This is a genomic window from Paenibacillus sp. UNC496MF (genome assembly GCF_900113915.1).
GTDB classification, from domain to species: Bacteria; Bacillota; Bacilli; order Paenibacillales; family Paenibacillaceae; genus Paenibacillus_Z; species Paenibacillus_Z artemisiicola.
The window spans coordinates 121,901-135,808 of sequence record NZ_FORE01000010.1 but is presented as its reverse complement, the minus strand read 5'-3'; the positions used below and the strand labels follow the sequence as shown (position 1 = coordinate 135,808).

The 13,908-nt window shown below is 65.9% G+C and carries 9 protein-coding genes and 1 pseudogene; 2 read left to right on the top strand and 8 right to left on the bottom strand.

All coding sequences use genetic code 11. The annotated features are described in order from the left end of the window. Positions 1-319: 319 nt before the first annotated feature. Positions 320-1,177 (bottom strand): MBL fold metallo-hydrolase, encoded by an 858-nt coding sequence (locus BMZ79_RS18465; RefSeq protein WP_090642349.1) that lies wholly within the window; start codon positions 1,175-1,177, stop codon positions 320-322. Positions 1,178-1,459: 282 nt separating this feature from the next. Between BMZ79_RS18465 and BMZ79_RS18460 the strand changes: the two genes are divergently transcribed. After that, positions 1,460-2,404 (top strand): NAD(P)/FAD-dependent oxidoreductase, encoded by a 945-nt coding sequence (locus BMZ79_RS18460; RefSeq protein ID WP_090642348.1) that lies wholly within the window; start codon positions 1,460-1,462, stop codon positions 2,402-2,404. Between the two features lie 50 nt (positions 2,405-2,454). Here the strand turns inward: BMZ79_RS18460 and BMZ79_RS18455 are convergent, their stop codons facing one another. The 7 genes and pseudogenes from BMZ79_RS18455 to BMZ79_RS18425 form a co-directional block, all read right to left on the bottom strand. Continuing rightward, positions 2,455-3,051, bottom strand: coding sequence for a hypothetical protein (locus tag BMZ79_RS18455; RefSeq protein ID WP_090642346.1), 597 nt, complete (start codon positions 3,049-3,051; stop codon positions 2,455-2,457). Positions 3,052-3,128: 77 nt separating this feature from the next. After that, positions 3,129-4,595, bottom strand: coding sequence for a DEAD/DEAH box helicase (locus BMZ79_RS18450; protein WP_090642702.1), 1,467 nt, complete (start codon positions 4,593-4,595; stop codon positions 3,129-3,131). A gap of 247 nt (positions 4,596-4,842) precedes the next feature. After that, entirely contained in the window at positions 4,843-7,839 is a 2,997-nt protein-coding gene (locus tag BMZ79_RS18445; RefSeq protein WP_256252826.1) for an alpha-mannosidase, read from the bottom strand. A gap of 215 nt (positions 7,840-8,054) precedes the next feature. Further along, positions 8,055-9,314, bottom strand: a complete 1,260-nt coding sequence (locus BMZ79_RS18440; RefSeq protein ID WP_090642343.1) for a GntR family transcriptional regulator — start codon at positions 9,312-9,314, stop codon at positions 8,055-8,057. 624 nt (positions 9,315-9,938) lie between these two features. Continuing rightward, positions 9,939-10,406, bottom strand: coding sequence for a transcription elongation factor GreA (gene greA, locus BMZ79_RS18435; protein ID WP_090642341.1), 468 nt, complete (start codon positions 10,404-10,406; stop codon positions 9,939-9,941). A 166-nt stretch (positions 10,407-10,572) separates the two neighbouring features. Next, entirely contained in the window at positions 10,573-11,634 is a 1,062-nt protein-coding gene (gene rlmN / locus BMZ79_RS18430; RefSeq protein WP_090642340.1) for a dual-specificity RNA methyltransferase RlmN, read from the bottom strand. A 147-nt stretch (positions 11,635-11,781) separates the two neighbouring features. Then, positions 11,782-12,361: pseudogene (locus BMZ79_RS18425) on the bottom strand (DJ-1/PfpI family protein). A gap of 229 nt (positions 12,362-12,590) precedes the next feature. Here BMZ79_RS18425 and BMZ79_RS18420 point away from each other — a divergent pair. Continuing rightward, entirely contained in the window at positions 12,591-13,904 is a 1,314-nt protein-coding gene (locus BMZ79_RS18420; RefSeq protein ID WP_090642338.1) for a phytoene desaturase family protein, read from the top strand. Positions 13,905-13,908: the final 4 nt, after the last annotated feature.

The following is a 13,908-nucleotide window of genomic DNA, read 5'->3' as shown; positions in this document are numbered from 1 at the left end:
GAAATCGCCCGCGCGCAGCTCACCGGTCACCGCGCGTTTCGTTGACGCCGTGACTCATCCCAGGCACAGGCACCAGGCGCCTTCCCGCTGTCTGGCCGCGGTCCGTCCGCGGCTTGCCGCCTGCGCGCCAGCCCGGAAACCACGCGCACGGGCTTCGCAAGCATCGAAAAGGCATCTTCCGGCGTTCGCGCTATCGCGACGTCGAAAGATGCCTTTTTTGCATGCCGTTTTCGGCGGACCGCCCGCAATCGATAATCCGGCGCCCGCCTTCGCCGAAAGCCGCGACCCGGCTTTCGGCCTCACCGCAATTGCCCGTGCCTTACGCCTGCTCGCCCGCTTCCCGCTCCTCCCGAAGCTCCCGCTCGAACAAGGTTTGGTTCGCCCGGTGGAACTTGCGCAGGTTGCGCGGGAACGGACAGCCCTTGATCAGCGCGTCGATCCCCGCCTGGTCGCCCGCCCGCACGGCCGCCCGCATCGCGGCGATGTAGGCCATGTCCGCGGCTTGCCGCCGTTTCATCTCCGCGACGTCCGTCGTCGAGCTCCCGTGGCCCGGAATCAGCCGCGCGATCTCGTGCGCCTCCAGCATCGCGTCCAGCTTGGCGATCGACGTTTCGTACAAGCGGCTGTCGTGGTAAATATACGGAAACTCGATATTCGACCAGTAATCCCCCGCAAGCAGCAGGCCGAGCGGCTCCACGACGGTATACAACCCGTCGTCGTTGTGTCCCGGGGACTGGTAAAACGTCAGCTCGAGCGAGCCCGAGGCGCCAAGCCGCAGCATCCCGCCGTCGCCGCCGATCGCGTGCGTTACTTCCGGATAGCGAATCTCGTAGCTCCGCTCCAGGTAGTAGCTGTCGTCGAAAGCCCGGATCTGCTCTTCGATCTCCGCCTTGGCTTCGGCGCTCTTGCCGGCCAGCGCGGCCGAGGCGATGATTTCCGCGTCCGGAAACGCGCCGTACCCGATAATATGGTCGTAGTCCGAATGCGTAAACAGCACGTACTTGCGCTTGCCGTTCGCGGCCGCCTCGTCGGCGTAACGCCGGATCTCCTCGACCTCGCCCGGCAGCCAGCACGGATCGACGACGAGCACCGCGTCCTCGCTTTGAATGACGGCCGAAACCGTTTTGTACAACGCGCTCTCGAAGAGCGTAAGCGCGCCTTTTCGCCTTTTAATCATCGTTTCGATGCAGCCTCCGATCTCCCTGATTGTCCTCCCGGCTTCGCGGACTTCGCTGCCGCGATTCTTTCGTTCGCGCTACGTCTACGATACCGTGCCCGTCCCGAAAAAGCCATCCCCCGTCCGGCCGGGCAGCGGGCCTCCGTCCGTTTGTCCAAGCCGAACGGTCGTCACGTCTACATAGAAAGGCGGATAACCGCCAAACTAAAGGAGTGGAATGCCATGGAAACCAACGGCCGGGCTTTTGCCCCCGTCCCATTTTTACCGACAAAGGAGCACCCTATGACCTACGACTGCATCATCGTCGGCGGCGGCCTCGCCGGCATGCAGGCGGGCATCCAGCTGGGACGCTACGACGCGCACAAGGTACTCGTCGTCGATTCCGAGGACGGCCGGTCGACGCTTTGCCGCAGGTACCGCAATTTCCTCGGCTACCCGGACGGCGTATCCGGGGAGGAGCTTCGCCGCGCGGGCCGGCGGCAGCTGGACGAATACGGCATCCGCGTCGCGCGCGACACGATCCTGGCGGCCGAGCACGCGGGGCCCGGCGATGACGCGGCCGGCGGATTTCGCCTGCGGGGCGCGCAGGGCGCCGTCTACGAGACGCGCGCCATGCTGCTGGCCACCGGCGTCATGGACCGCCTGCCCGACTGGCCGGGCTTGCGGCCCTGCCTGGGGCTGACCGTCTTCGTCTGCCCCGACTGCGACGGCTTCGAGATCCGCGACCGCGAGACGCTCGTGCTCGGACGCGGCGACGTCGGCGCGGACATGGCGCTCACGCTGCGCCAGTGGACCAAGCGGCTGCTCTATTTGCGCCAGGAGGACGAGACGCATCCGCTCGGCCCGGAGCTGGCGGAGCGGCTGGCCGCCGCCGGCATCGAGCACCGGGTCGCCCCGGTGCGGGCCATTCGCGCCGCGGGGGACGGCGTTTTCCAGACCGCCGTCCTGCTGGACGGCACGGAGGTCGCCGCCGACCGCGCGTTCGTCGCCTTCGGCGGCAACGAGGTGCGCTCGGGGCTCGCCGAGCAGCTCGGGGCCCGCATGCACCAGAACCGCCACGTCTGGACCGATCCGCGCACGAAGCAGACGACCGTCCCGGGGCTGTGGGCCGCGGGCGACATCGCCTTTCACTCCGAGCAGGCGACCGTCGCCATGGGCGAAGGCGCGCAGGCCGCGATTTGGATTCACAAATCGCTGTCCGAAATCATGGAAAAGGAGCGGCATTGAGCCGCTCCTTTTTTGTTATGCCCCGCCTGCGGGGCGCTCCGGTCGCGCTATTACGCCGCCTTCTGCAGCTCGTAGAAATTGCCGTCCCACAGGACGAGCAGCGTTTGCGCGTCCTTCACCACGAAGAAGCTGCCCGGGCTCGCCCCGTCGCCGATCGTGACCGCCTTGACGGAATCCGCGTCGATGCCGAGATCCTTCAGCTGCACCCGGTATTCGCTCGCGAAATCGCCTTTCGCAAGCTCCTCTTCCTTGTATTCCGGCTTTTGAATCTCGTCTTTGCCGAAGACCGCTTTGTCGCTCGCATAGGTCGCTTTCGTGCCGATCATGCTATCGTCCGGCGCCGTCGAGACCGCCGTGGATCCGGCGACGCCCTTCACGGTCCAATCGCCGAAGTAGGCCGGCGTCGACGCGGATTCGTCCGCCGGCGCGTTCGCGTTCGAGCCGTTCGTATTGTTCGTGCCGTTCGACGCGTTCGATGCGCCGGACGCGCCGGAGCCGTTCGTGCCGTTCGACGCGTTCGATGTATTCGTCGCGTTCGAGCCGCTAGAGGCGTTCGATGCCGCGGGATCGTTCGAATTCGTATTGCCGCAGGCGCTGACGGCAAGGACGGATGCAAGGACGACGGACGTAAGAAGCCATTTTTTCATTGTCGGTAACCTCCATGATTTCGCAAGCTAGTTTCACCCGTTACAACGCGTCCGGATCGAATAAGGTTGCAGCGGGGCTACTCGTCTTTTTTCGCTTCGTGCACCTTCAGCAGCTTGCCCTTCACCGTCGTCGTCTTCATGGCGCGCAGCACCAGCGGCCCCTTGCCGTTCAAAATATCGACGAACGTCGCGTTGTCCTGCATCGCGATGATGCCGATGTCCTCCGCCGCGACGCCCTCGAGCTTAGAGATCGTGCCGACGAAATCGACCGCGCGCAGCTTCTTCTTCTTGCCTCCGTTGAAATACAGCTTCATGATGCCGGCGCCGAGCCGATCCCGCTTGTCCGGGCGCGGCGCCTCCGCGGCCGCGAGCTTCCGCTCGAACGCCGGACGCGCCGCTTCGACCGCCTCGGCGGAAGGCGCCTCCGCCCGCGGCAGCGCGAAGCCCAGGTATCGCTCGATCTCGGCCAGCCGCCGGTCCTCGCGCGGCGACGCGAACGTGATCGCCTCGCCCGCCAGCCCCGCGCGGGCCGTCCGCCCGATGCGGTGGACGAATTTCTCGCTGTCCATCGGCAGGTCGTAATTGACGACGTGGGTGACATGCTCGACGTCGATGCCCCGCGCCGCCAGATCCGTCGCGATCAGGAAGCGGAACGCCCTGCGGCGGAACGCGTGCATGACTTTGAAGCGGTCGTCCTGATCCATGCCGCCGTGCAGCTTGCCGCAGGGATAGCCGCCCGCGCGCAGCTCGCGGTAGACCGCGTCGACGGCTTCCTGCGTGGCGCAGAAGACGATGCAGCGGTCCGGGTTTTCCGTCACCGTCACCGCTTTGAGCAGCGCGGGCTTGTCCCGCTCGCCGACGATGTACAGCTTGTGGCCGATCCGTTCCGCCGCCACGCCGCCGGGCGCGGCGATCTCCAGGTGCAGCGGGGCGCGCAGATGCGTCCGCCCCAGCCGCTCCACGTCCTCCGGCAGCGTCGCCGAGAACAGCAGCGTCACCCGGTCCTTCGGCAGCGCCGCGATAATTGCCTCCACCTGCTCGACGAAGCCGCGGTTCAGCATTTCGTCCGCTTCATCCAGCACGAGAAACCGGATCCGCTCCACCTGCAGCGTGCCGCGCCCGATATGGTCCAGCACGCGCCCCGGGGTGCCGACGACGGCGTGGACCTTCTGGTTCAGCTCGGTCTTCTGCGCCGCGAACGGCTGCTGGCCGTAGAGCGCGACCGCCTGCAGCCGCTTGAACCGGCCGAGTCCGATGAGGTCCTCCTTGACCTGTCCCGCGAGCTCCCGCGTCGGCGTCAGCACGAGCGCCTGCGGGCGGTTCTCCGCCCAGTCGATCAGCTCGCAGAGCGGAATGCCGAACGCCGCCGTCTTGCCGCTGCCCGTCTGGGCGCGAACGGTCAGATCCCGGCGCGCCAGCACCTGCGGGATGACCTCCCGCTGCACCGGCGTCGGCTCGTCGTAGCCGAGGGTCTCGAGCGCCCGCAAAATCTCCCCGCTCAGCGCGTAGTCCCGAAAATGCGTTTCCTGCTTGTCCGTCGTCATCGAATGCTCCAATCCCTTTCGCCTTGCTTGCTTCTTACGTTCCAGTATACCCCATCTCCGCGGCGGATGCCCGGCCGGAAGGCCCGCCCTTTTCCCGCCAGCTCACTCACCCTCTTCCTCCCACGCCGCACGCCCGCCGCCGCCGTCGCGCCCACTCGCCCCCGAGCCGCCCGCCTCCATATGCCGCCAACGCCAAAAAGCCCCGGCCCCCGCAAGGGGGACCGAGGCCCAATCGCCAACCGACAGGCTAGCTTAAGTTGATCTTCACCGTCTTGATCTCGAACGGTCCGAACGAGAGCTCGTAGCCGCCCGCTTCCGCCGCGGCCAGCGCCGCCGTCTCCCGCTCCATCAGATCGGCCAGCGCGGCCGATTCATGGGCGAGGCGCACCTGCAGCCGCGCCGACGCGTTCGCGCCCGACGTCTCGTACAGCCGCACGATGAGGGCGTTCTCGTCCTCCGCCTTCTTCACAGCTTCGATCATGACGCCGCGGCCGTCCAGCTCGAGCGCCGAGAACCGGTCCGCCGGCAGCGCGCCGCCCGCCGAACCGCCGGCTTCCGCCGCCGCGAGCGGCGAGTTGAACGCGTACGCCGCCTTGTATACCTCGGCCGCCACGAAGTCGCCCTCATGCGGCAGCAGCGCGTAATCGAACCGGTGCTCCGCGCGGTCGCAGACCGGGTCCGGATACGAAGGGCTGCGCAGCAGATTGATGCTGATCGTGTGCCCGTTCGCGCTGTAGCCGTATTTGCAGTCGTTCAGCAGCGCGGCGCCGAAGTCGGGCTGCGACAGGTCGATCCACTGATGCGCGCAAATCTCGTCCTTCGCGTATTCCCACATCGTGTTGCGGTGCGTCGGGCGCTTCAGGTGGCCGAACTGGATCTCGCAGTTCGCCGCGTCGGTGTAGACGTTCAGCGGGAAGATCGCCCGGAGCATCCGGCCGTTCTCCTGCCAGTCCGCTTCCGTGGCGAACGCCAGCTGCTTGCTGCCCGCCGTCAGCGAGACGCGCTGCACCAGCGTCGAGCTGCCGTAGGCGTACCGCTGCTCCACGACGGCCCGCGGCCCGTCGACGAACGCCCGCGCGCCCGTCAGCGTCATGCGCTCCGCGCCCCCCGCGGCGTAATCCTCGGGGAAGTCCCACGCGTCGCCGTTGTCGGCGTACACCGCCAGCACGTTCGCCGGCTCGCCCGGCGCCAGCACCTCGCGGCGCAGCGTTTTGTCATAGACGGAGCCGATGCCGCCGTCCGCCAGGAACGTCACCCGCACGAGCTCGTTCTCGAGCGCGTCGTCCGCCGCCCGGAGTTCGAACGCCGGCAGCGCCTGCGGCGTCCCCGCGTCGACGACCGCGTAGCCCATCGCCGGCACGGTCACCTCGCGCCATTCGCCGCCGACCGCGTTCGTCCACTCCGTGCGCGCCCACGGCAGCGAGTTGAACACGACCGCCGCGCGCTCCGCGCCCGAAGGCGCCATGGCCGCCGCCGCGTCGCGGTACGCGCCGGCCGTCAGCTCGTTCACGCGGGCGAGCAGAACCTCGTACCGCGCCAGCGATTCGTCGAACACCCGGGTGATCGACGAGCCCGGCAAAATATCGTGGAACTGGTACAGCAGCACTTCCTTCCAGATCGTCTCCAGCTCCTCGGCCGGATAGACGCCCGTCCCGGACGCATGGGCGAGGGATGCCGCGAACTCCAGCTCGCGCAGCGCCTTCTCCAGCTTGCGGTTGAACCGCTTGTTGCGCGCCTGGCTCGTCAGCGTGCCCTGATGCTTCTCGAGGTACAGCTCGCCCTTCCACGACTTGTAGCGGCTTGCGTTCTCGTTGAGCTTGTCGAAGAACGCGATGGCCGGCTCCTGCTTCACGGGAATGAGGCCCTGCAGGTTCTTCACGCGGGCCAGCCGCTCCAAATGCTCTTCGCCCGGACCGCCGCCGCCGTCGCCGATGCCGAACACGACGAGGCAGTGGTCGGAGACGTTTTTATCGTAATAGTCCCGCTCCGCCTTCAGGACGGACCGCGGCAGCGCCGGGCCGTTGTACGTATCCTCCGGCGGGAGGTGCGTCAGCACGCGGCTGCCGTCCAGTCCTTCCCAGAAGAACGTATGGTGCGGATGGTCGTTATGCACGCTCCACGACAGCTTCTGCGTCATGACGTAGTCGACGCCGGAGAGCTTGAGCAGCTGCGGCAGCGCCGCCGAATAGCCGAACACGTCCGGCACCCACAGCATGCGCATGTCGAGGCCGAATTCGTCCCGGAAGAACCGCTTCCCGTACAAAATCTGCCGGACGAGCGCCTCGCCGCCGGAAACGTTCGTATCCGGCTCCACCCACATCGCGCCCTGCGCTTCCCAGCGGCCCTCGGCGATGCGCGCCTTGATCTGCGCGTACAGCTTCGGATGCCGCTCCTTCACCCATTGGTACAGCTGCGGCTGGCTCGCGCCGAACACGTAGTCGGGATACCGCTCCATGTTCCGCAGCACGGTCGAGAACGTCCGCGCCCCTTTGCGGTACGTCTCGCGGATCGGCCACAGCCAGGCGAGGTCGATATGCGCGTGGCCGACCGCCGTCGCCGTCATCGTCGGGTCGCCGCCGCGCTTCGCGAGCTCGGCGCCCAGAATGCGGCGCGCTTCGGCGACCGCCTCGTCCGACGGGCGGCGCAGCAGCAGATGCGCGTCGTACAGCGCCTGCACGATGCGCGCCGTGCGCGCGGACTTGTCGCCGGCGTTCTCCGCGTAATCGAGCAGCACCTCGTAATCGTAGTACAGCTGGCGCACGTCCTCATGGCAGATCGCGATGTCCGCTTCCTTCACCGTTCCGCTCCGGAAGAAGCCGAACAAGTCGTTATTCCCCGCGTCGCCCCACAGGTCGACGGTCTCGCCGCCGCTTGCGCGCTCCGCGAGCCGGAACACCCGCTTGCCCGGCAGGCCGAGCGTCAGGTCGAACTCCGAGTTCACGTTCGTGAGCCCCTGAAGCGGCGTCCCTTCCTCGTCGAACAGGCACAGTTCCCCGTTCACGTCGATCAGCAGCACGACCGGCCGGCCGGCCGCCGCCTCCGGCACCGTCCCGCGGAAATGGAACCACGCGCAGTCCCACCGCTCGCCCCATCTGTCCCCCGCCTGCAGCTCCAGCCGTTCGCCGGATTCGCGCTCCGCGAAGACGACCGGTTCCTTCGTGGCGTACGCCGTCATCGCGAGCGGCGCGACCTTCGTATAAATGCGCGACTCGATTCCCCGCAGCGTCTGGCGGAGAACGTCCATGTTAATCGGTGTATGCGGCATTTGATTCCGTCACCCTTTCTTGGCTCTCGGTAGATATGCCATAATAATATATTATATATGTATAATAGATCAATTGGTTTGCGAAAATAAAAACATGCCCCCGCCGGAAGCATGTTCGTCTCCTCATTTCCTTGCCGCCTTCATGGCCGAGCGCAGTCCGTCTCACTGACCGAACTCCTCCGCACCGGGCCGCTTCATCGCGATTCCGGCGCCGGTCCCGTCGTCCCGCGCACGACCAGCTCCGGCTTCAGCACGATATGGCTGTACGCTTCGGCGCTTTTCCTTCGCTTGCCGACGATGTCCAGGATCAGCTCGCCCGCGCTCCGGCCGATGCCGCCTTCATGCTGGTCGAGGTACGTGAAGGTCCCCTGCTCGTCCAGCAGGCCGCGGCTCGGATTGTCGAACGTCACGACCGATAGGTCGCGCGGCACCTCGAGCCCCGCTTCCTTGGCCAGCGCCGCGATATGCAGGCCGAGCGTGCTGTTCAGCGCGATGTACGCCGTCGCCGCGCGGCTCGCGATCGTCCGCACGAGCGGATGCTCCGGCCCCGTCTCTCCCGGCTCGACCGTAAAATCCGTCAGCAGCAGCGCCGGATTGATCATGCCGCCGTTCTCCTTCAGCGCGTTCATATATCCGTTCACCCGGTCGTCGACCGACGCCGTCGACAGCGGCGTGTCCGCGCAAATCGCGATGCTCCGGTGCCCGAGCGCCCACAGATGGTCGACGGCCAGCTTCGCCGCCAAAGCGCCGTCCGCGTTCACGGTATGCGTCTCGACGCCCGGCAGGTAACGGTCGATCAGCACGAACGGATAGCCGTTCATCTTCAGCGCGATGATTTCCTCATTATAGACGTTCGCGTCCACCGGGAAAATAATAAGCCCCTCGACCGTATCCCGCAGCTCGCGGATGAGCTCCTCCTCCCGTTCCTTGTCGTTGAACGTGAACAGCGCGAGCAGCGAATAGCCGGCGGCCGCCAGCGCGTCCCGGATGCCCGACAGCAGCCGGATGGCGAAATAATCGCCGATGAACGGGATCACGAGGCCGATCCGCGGCCGTTCCGCCTCCCGCTCCGCTTCCGCTCCTACGAGTCCTTCCGCCCGCTGCCGCAAGGCGCGCCCGTCCCCGCCGCCGTCTTGTCCGGCCGCGCCTTTCGCGGCCGAGAGCGCGCCGAGGCCGAAGTCGTCGCCCGCCGTCTCCGTCGCCGCGGGCCCATAGCCGGTCTCGTCCTCCGGCACGCCCCGCACGAACGTGCCCCGACCCGGCACGCGGTAAATCCATCCGTCCCGGGCCAGCTCCCCGAGGGCGTTCGCGACCGTAATGCGGCTGACGTTGAAATGCTCCAGCAGTTCCTTCTCCGCGGGAATGCGGTCCCCCTCGCGCAGCTGCCCGGCGCGAATCGCCTCCTTAAAATGGCTCTGAATGCGTATATACAGCGGCTTTCTGTCCATATACATCGTTGCAGCCCTCCGCAAGGTTTTTTATATATTCAATATATCATATATGTATGGGATTTTGTTGGAAAATTATTGTCACCCAATTTCTTACAGATTTAGATGCAAGATGTAAAATGGACGCAAAACGAGGCGAAAAAGAGGGAGGGGATGTAAGGTTTTGCGGAAATCGGCCGAACGAAGGCCAAAAAACCGCCGATCGCGATAATCGGCGGCGTTGAGGGAAGTCGCCCCGACCGGCCCGGCTAGGGGAGAGGATACCCGATCAAGCGGATAAGGGCGGCCGCGCAAAAAGGATGAAGGCGTGATCCGGGCACGGTGCATGGAAGCAACAAGGACGGCGTCCTGATCATGCCCCGATGGCGGAGTGCCCTGATTGTGGAGTACCCTGTTGGTTGAGTGCCCCGATGGGGGGTTTCCCGATGGCGGGGTGCCCCGATGGCGGCGGCTACCCGGGAGCCCGAGAGGCTGCCATGCAGATAAGCCGGAACGGGCGGCGCGAATGAGGAGAAAGCCAGGCCGTACCCGATAAAAAAGAGGGAGCGCCTGAACGCTCCCTCCCATTCCGCCGCCTGCGCGGCGGCAATTCAGCCTGCCCCTGCCGGGCGGCGTTCGCCCGATTCGGCGCTACTTGATTTCCAGCAGTTCGTACTCGATAACGCCCATCGGCGCGTTGACGCTGATCCGATCGCCGATCTTCTTGCCGAGCAGTTCTTTGCCGAGCGGGCTTTCGTACGAAATTTTGTTCGCCGCCACGTTCGCTTCGGCCGGCGCGACGATCTGGTACTCGATCTTCTCGTCGAACTCCACGTCGTGCAGCACGACCGACGCGCCGATCTGCACGTTGTCGAGATTGCCGCCTTCGACGACGCGGGCCGTGGCGAGCATTTTCTCCAGCACCTGGATGCGCGTCTCCATGAACGCCTGGTCTTCCTTCGCCGAATGGTACTCGCTGTTTTCCTTGAGATCGCCGTAGCTGATGGCCAGCTTGATCCGCGCCGCAAGCTCCTTGCGCTTGACGTACTTCAGATCGTCCAGCTCCTCCTGCAGCTTGTCGAAGCCTTCCTTGGTTAAAATCACTTGTTCGCCAGCCATGTCAACCGCTCCCGTTTATTCATATTGGATAACTCCATTTTACCCGATCTTCGCTCGTTTGTCCGTTTCGAACCGCAATTGCGCATCTTGTCAGTGTTAACCAAAAGCCCGGCGCCTATAAGAACGCCCAGCAAAAAAGCACCCGTCTCCGGGTGCCTGGGCGCCGTTAGCCGGATGCTTTCATTTGCTTGCTGCGCAGCTGCCCGCAGGCCGCGTCGATGTCGGTGCCGTGCTCCAGCCGGACGCTGACGCTGACGTTCTGCTTCTTCAGCACATCGTAGAAGCCGCGGATCGCCGACTGCTCGCTGCGCTGGTACTGGCTGTGCTCGTCGACCGGATTGTACGGGATGAGGTTCACGTTCACGCTCGGACGGCGGTCGCCGATCAGCTCGGCGAGCTCCAGCGCTTGCTCCTGCCGGTCGTTGACGCCGCGCAGCAGGATGTACTCCAGCGTGATGCGGCGCTTGTTCTTGCTAATGTAGTAGTCGATCGCCGCCATCAGCTTCTCGATCGGGACCGCCCGGTTGATCTTCATGATCCGCGTGCGCAGCTCGTTGTTCGGCGCGTGCAGCGAAATCGCGAGATTGACCCCGAGGCCGCGGTCGGTGAATTCGATAATCTTGTCGGCCAGCCCGCTCGTCGAGACCGTAATATGCTTCGCGCCGATCGCGAGCCCCTTATGGTCCTTGACGACGTCGAGGAAATCGACCAGGTTCTCGAAGTTGTCGAACGGCTCGCCGATGCCCATGACGACGATGTGGCTGACGCGCTCGCCCTGTCCCGCGGCATCGAGGTACAGCTGCGCTTTCATGATCTGCTCCGCGATCTCGCCCGCGGACAGATCCCTGCTCTTGCTCAGCAGCCCGCTCGCGCAGAAGCTGCAGCCGATGTTGCAGCCGACCTGCGTCGTCACGCAGACGGACAAGCCGAATTTGTGCCGCATGAGCACGGTCTCGATCAGGTTGCCGTCCTGCAGCCGGAACAGGAATTTCACCGTGCCGTCGGCCGATTCCTGCCGCGTGTGCTCGGCCAGCGTCCCGATCGCGAAATGGTCCGCGAGCAGCGCGAGGCAGTCGGGGTTCACGTCCGTCATCGCCTCGAACGACGTCACCCGCTTCCGGTAGAGCCATTCCCACGTCTGCAGCGCCCGCGAGGGTTTATGTCCGCGCTCGCGCAGCCAGTCGGTCAGCTGCGCGAGCGTCAATCCGTATATCGAAGGTTTGTTCATTTCAAGTCCTCTCTTCGCATGTTACCGCGTATTCCTATTTATTCTCCCAAAATTCAAAGGGGAATACAAGGGCGGGGAAGTTTTGCCGCCCGGCGAAAAAGAAAGCCCCTGAACCGGCATCCCCATGCTCGGCTCAAAGGCTTCTCTTCATCCTATGGGCCCGTCGGCAAAATAGTACGGGTAGTGCATCTTCTCCCGCACGCGGCGGGCGAAATCCCGGCCGGCCAGCGATTCCACCACGAACAGCCCCAGATCGAGGGAGGACGCCACGCCTCCGCCCGTGAACGCGTCGCCGTCCCGCACGCAGCGCGCCCGCACGACCTCGGCGCAGTACGGTTCGAGCAGCTCGTAAGCCGACGGATTCGTCGTCGCCCGCTTGCCCCGCAGGAAGCCCGCCGCGCCGAGCAGCAGCGCCCCCGTGCAGACGGACACCTTGTACGGCGCGCGCTCCGCGGTCCGCAGCCACGCGACGAAGCCTTCGTCGAACCGCAGCTGCCGGGTCGGCATCCCGCCCGGGACGAAGAGCAGGTCGTAGCCGGACAAGTCGGGCTTCACGTGCGCGACGTGAATCGACAGTCCGCGGTCGTCCGTCACGCGTCTTGTCCGCGCAATAGTCCCACGTCAGGCTTTCGTCCGCGCCGAGAAACTTCATCCAGGTGACCGCCTCGTTGAATCCGGAGAAATCGAGCAGAGTCATGCCGTCGAACAGCACGAACGCCATTTTCATGCCGCGTCATCCTTTCTTGCGACTCGTCTTGCCGGCCGATCGCGGACCGGCGTCTCGTCGTCCTCCTCTTCGACGTCTGGAAGGAAAATCCTTTTTGGCGGGCACAAGCGACCGTCGTGTATGGTACAGTGGATGAAAACGGGCTTTCGCGATTTTTTTCGGCGCGGCTGTCACAGACCGCTGACCCTCCACGTCCTATGTGCAACTTGCTAATGAGGAGGCGGTTGCGATGCAACACGCGGAAACGATTGTGATCGGCGGCGGATTGGCGGGCTTGCTGACGGCGATCGAGGTGGCGAAGGCCGGCAAATTAACGGTGCTTCTGGAGAAATCGGCGCATGTCGGCGGGCGGGCGATCACCGTGCGCAAGAACGGCGCTTATCTGAATCTCGGGGGCCACGCGCTCTATCGCGGCGGCGCGGCGTTCGCGGCGCTGCGGCGGCTCGGGATCGAGCCCAAGGGCAATGTGCCGGGTACGGCGGGATCGGTCATTTGGAAGAACGGTCTCGTTCCGCTGCCGGCCGACCCCTACCGGCTGCTGACCTCGAAGCTCTTCCGCTTTTCCGGCAAAATGGAGCTGGCCCGCTTGTTAACCCGGCTCGGCAAATTCGACGGCGCCGGACTCGGCGGCCTGTCGCTCCGCGAATGGGCGGAAGCCGAGGTGCGCGACCCGATGGTGCGCCATCTGTTCTACGCGCTGTGCCGGACGGCCACGTACGGCCGCGACATCGACCGGCAGCTCGCGTCGGCCGTGCTGCGCCAAGTGCAGCTGGCTCTGAAGGGCGGCGTCCAGTACCTCGACGGCGGCTGGCAGAGCATGACCGACCGGCTGCGCGAGCTGGCCGTCCGCAGCGGCGTCGCGATCCGCACCGACGCGGGCGTCGCCGCCGTGACGCACGAGGACGGCGCCGTGCGGGGCGTGACGCTCGCCAGCGGCGAACGGTGGACGGCGGACGGCGTCGTCAGCGCGCTGCCGCCGGGCGATACGTTCCGGCTCGTGCCCGGGGCCGAACGCACGGCGCTGCTGCGCTGGAAGGAGGACGCGAGCCCCGTGACGGCGGCCTGCCTCGATCTGGCGCTCGACCGGCTGCCCGTGCCGGGCAGGGACTTCGCCATGGGCCTCGACCAGCCGTACTTGTTCTCGAATCACTCGCGGGCGGCGAAGCTGAGCGACGACGGCACGGTCGTGACGCATCTCATCAAATACAACCTCCCCGGCGAGCACGATCCGCGCGCCGACGAGGAGGCGCTGCAGCGGACGATGGAGCTGCTGCAGCCCGGCTGGCGGCAGCATGTCGTCGCCAAGCAGCTGCTGCCGAGCATCACGGTCGTGCACGACCAGCCGCACGTCGGCCGGCGCGACCCCAAGCCCGGACCGGCCGTCCCGGAGATCCGCGGCCTGTACGTCGCCGGCGACTGGGCGAGCCACGGCGAGCAGCTCGCCGACGCGGCGGCGGCCAGCGCGGAGCGCGCCGCGGCCCGGCTGCTGGCGGACGCGCGGACGGGCGCCTCGGCCGGCCCGGCGCTCGCCGGACGCGCGTAACGGC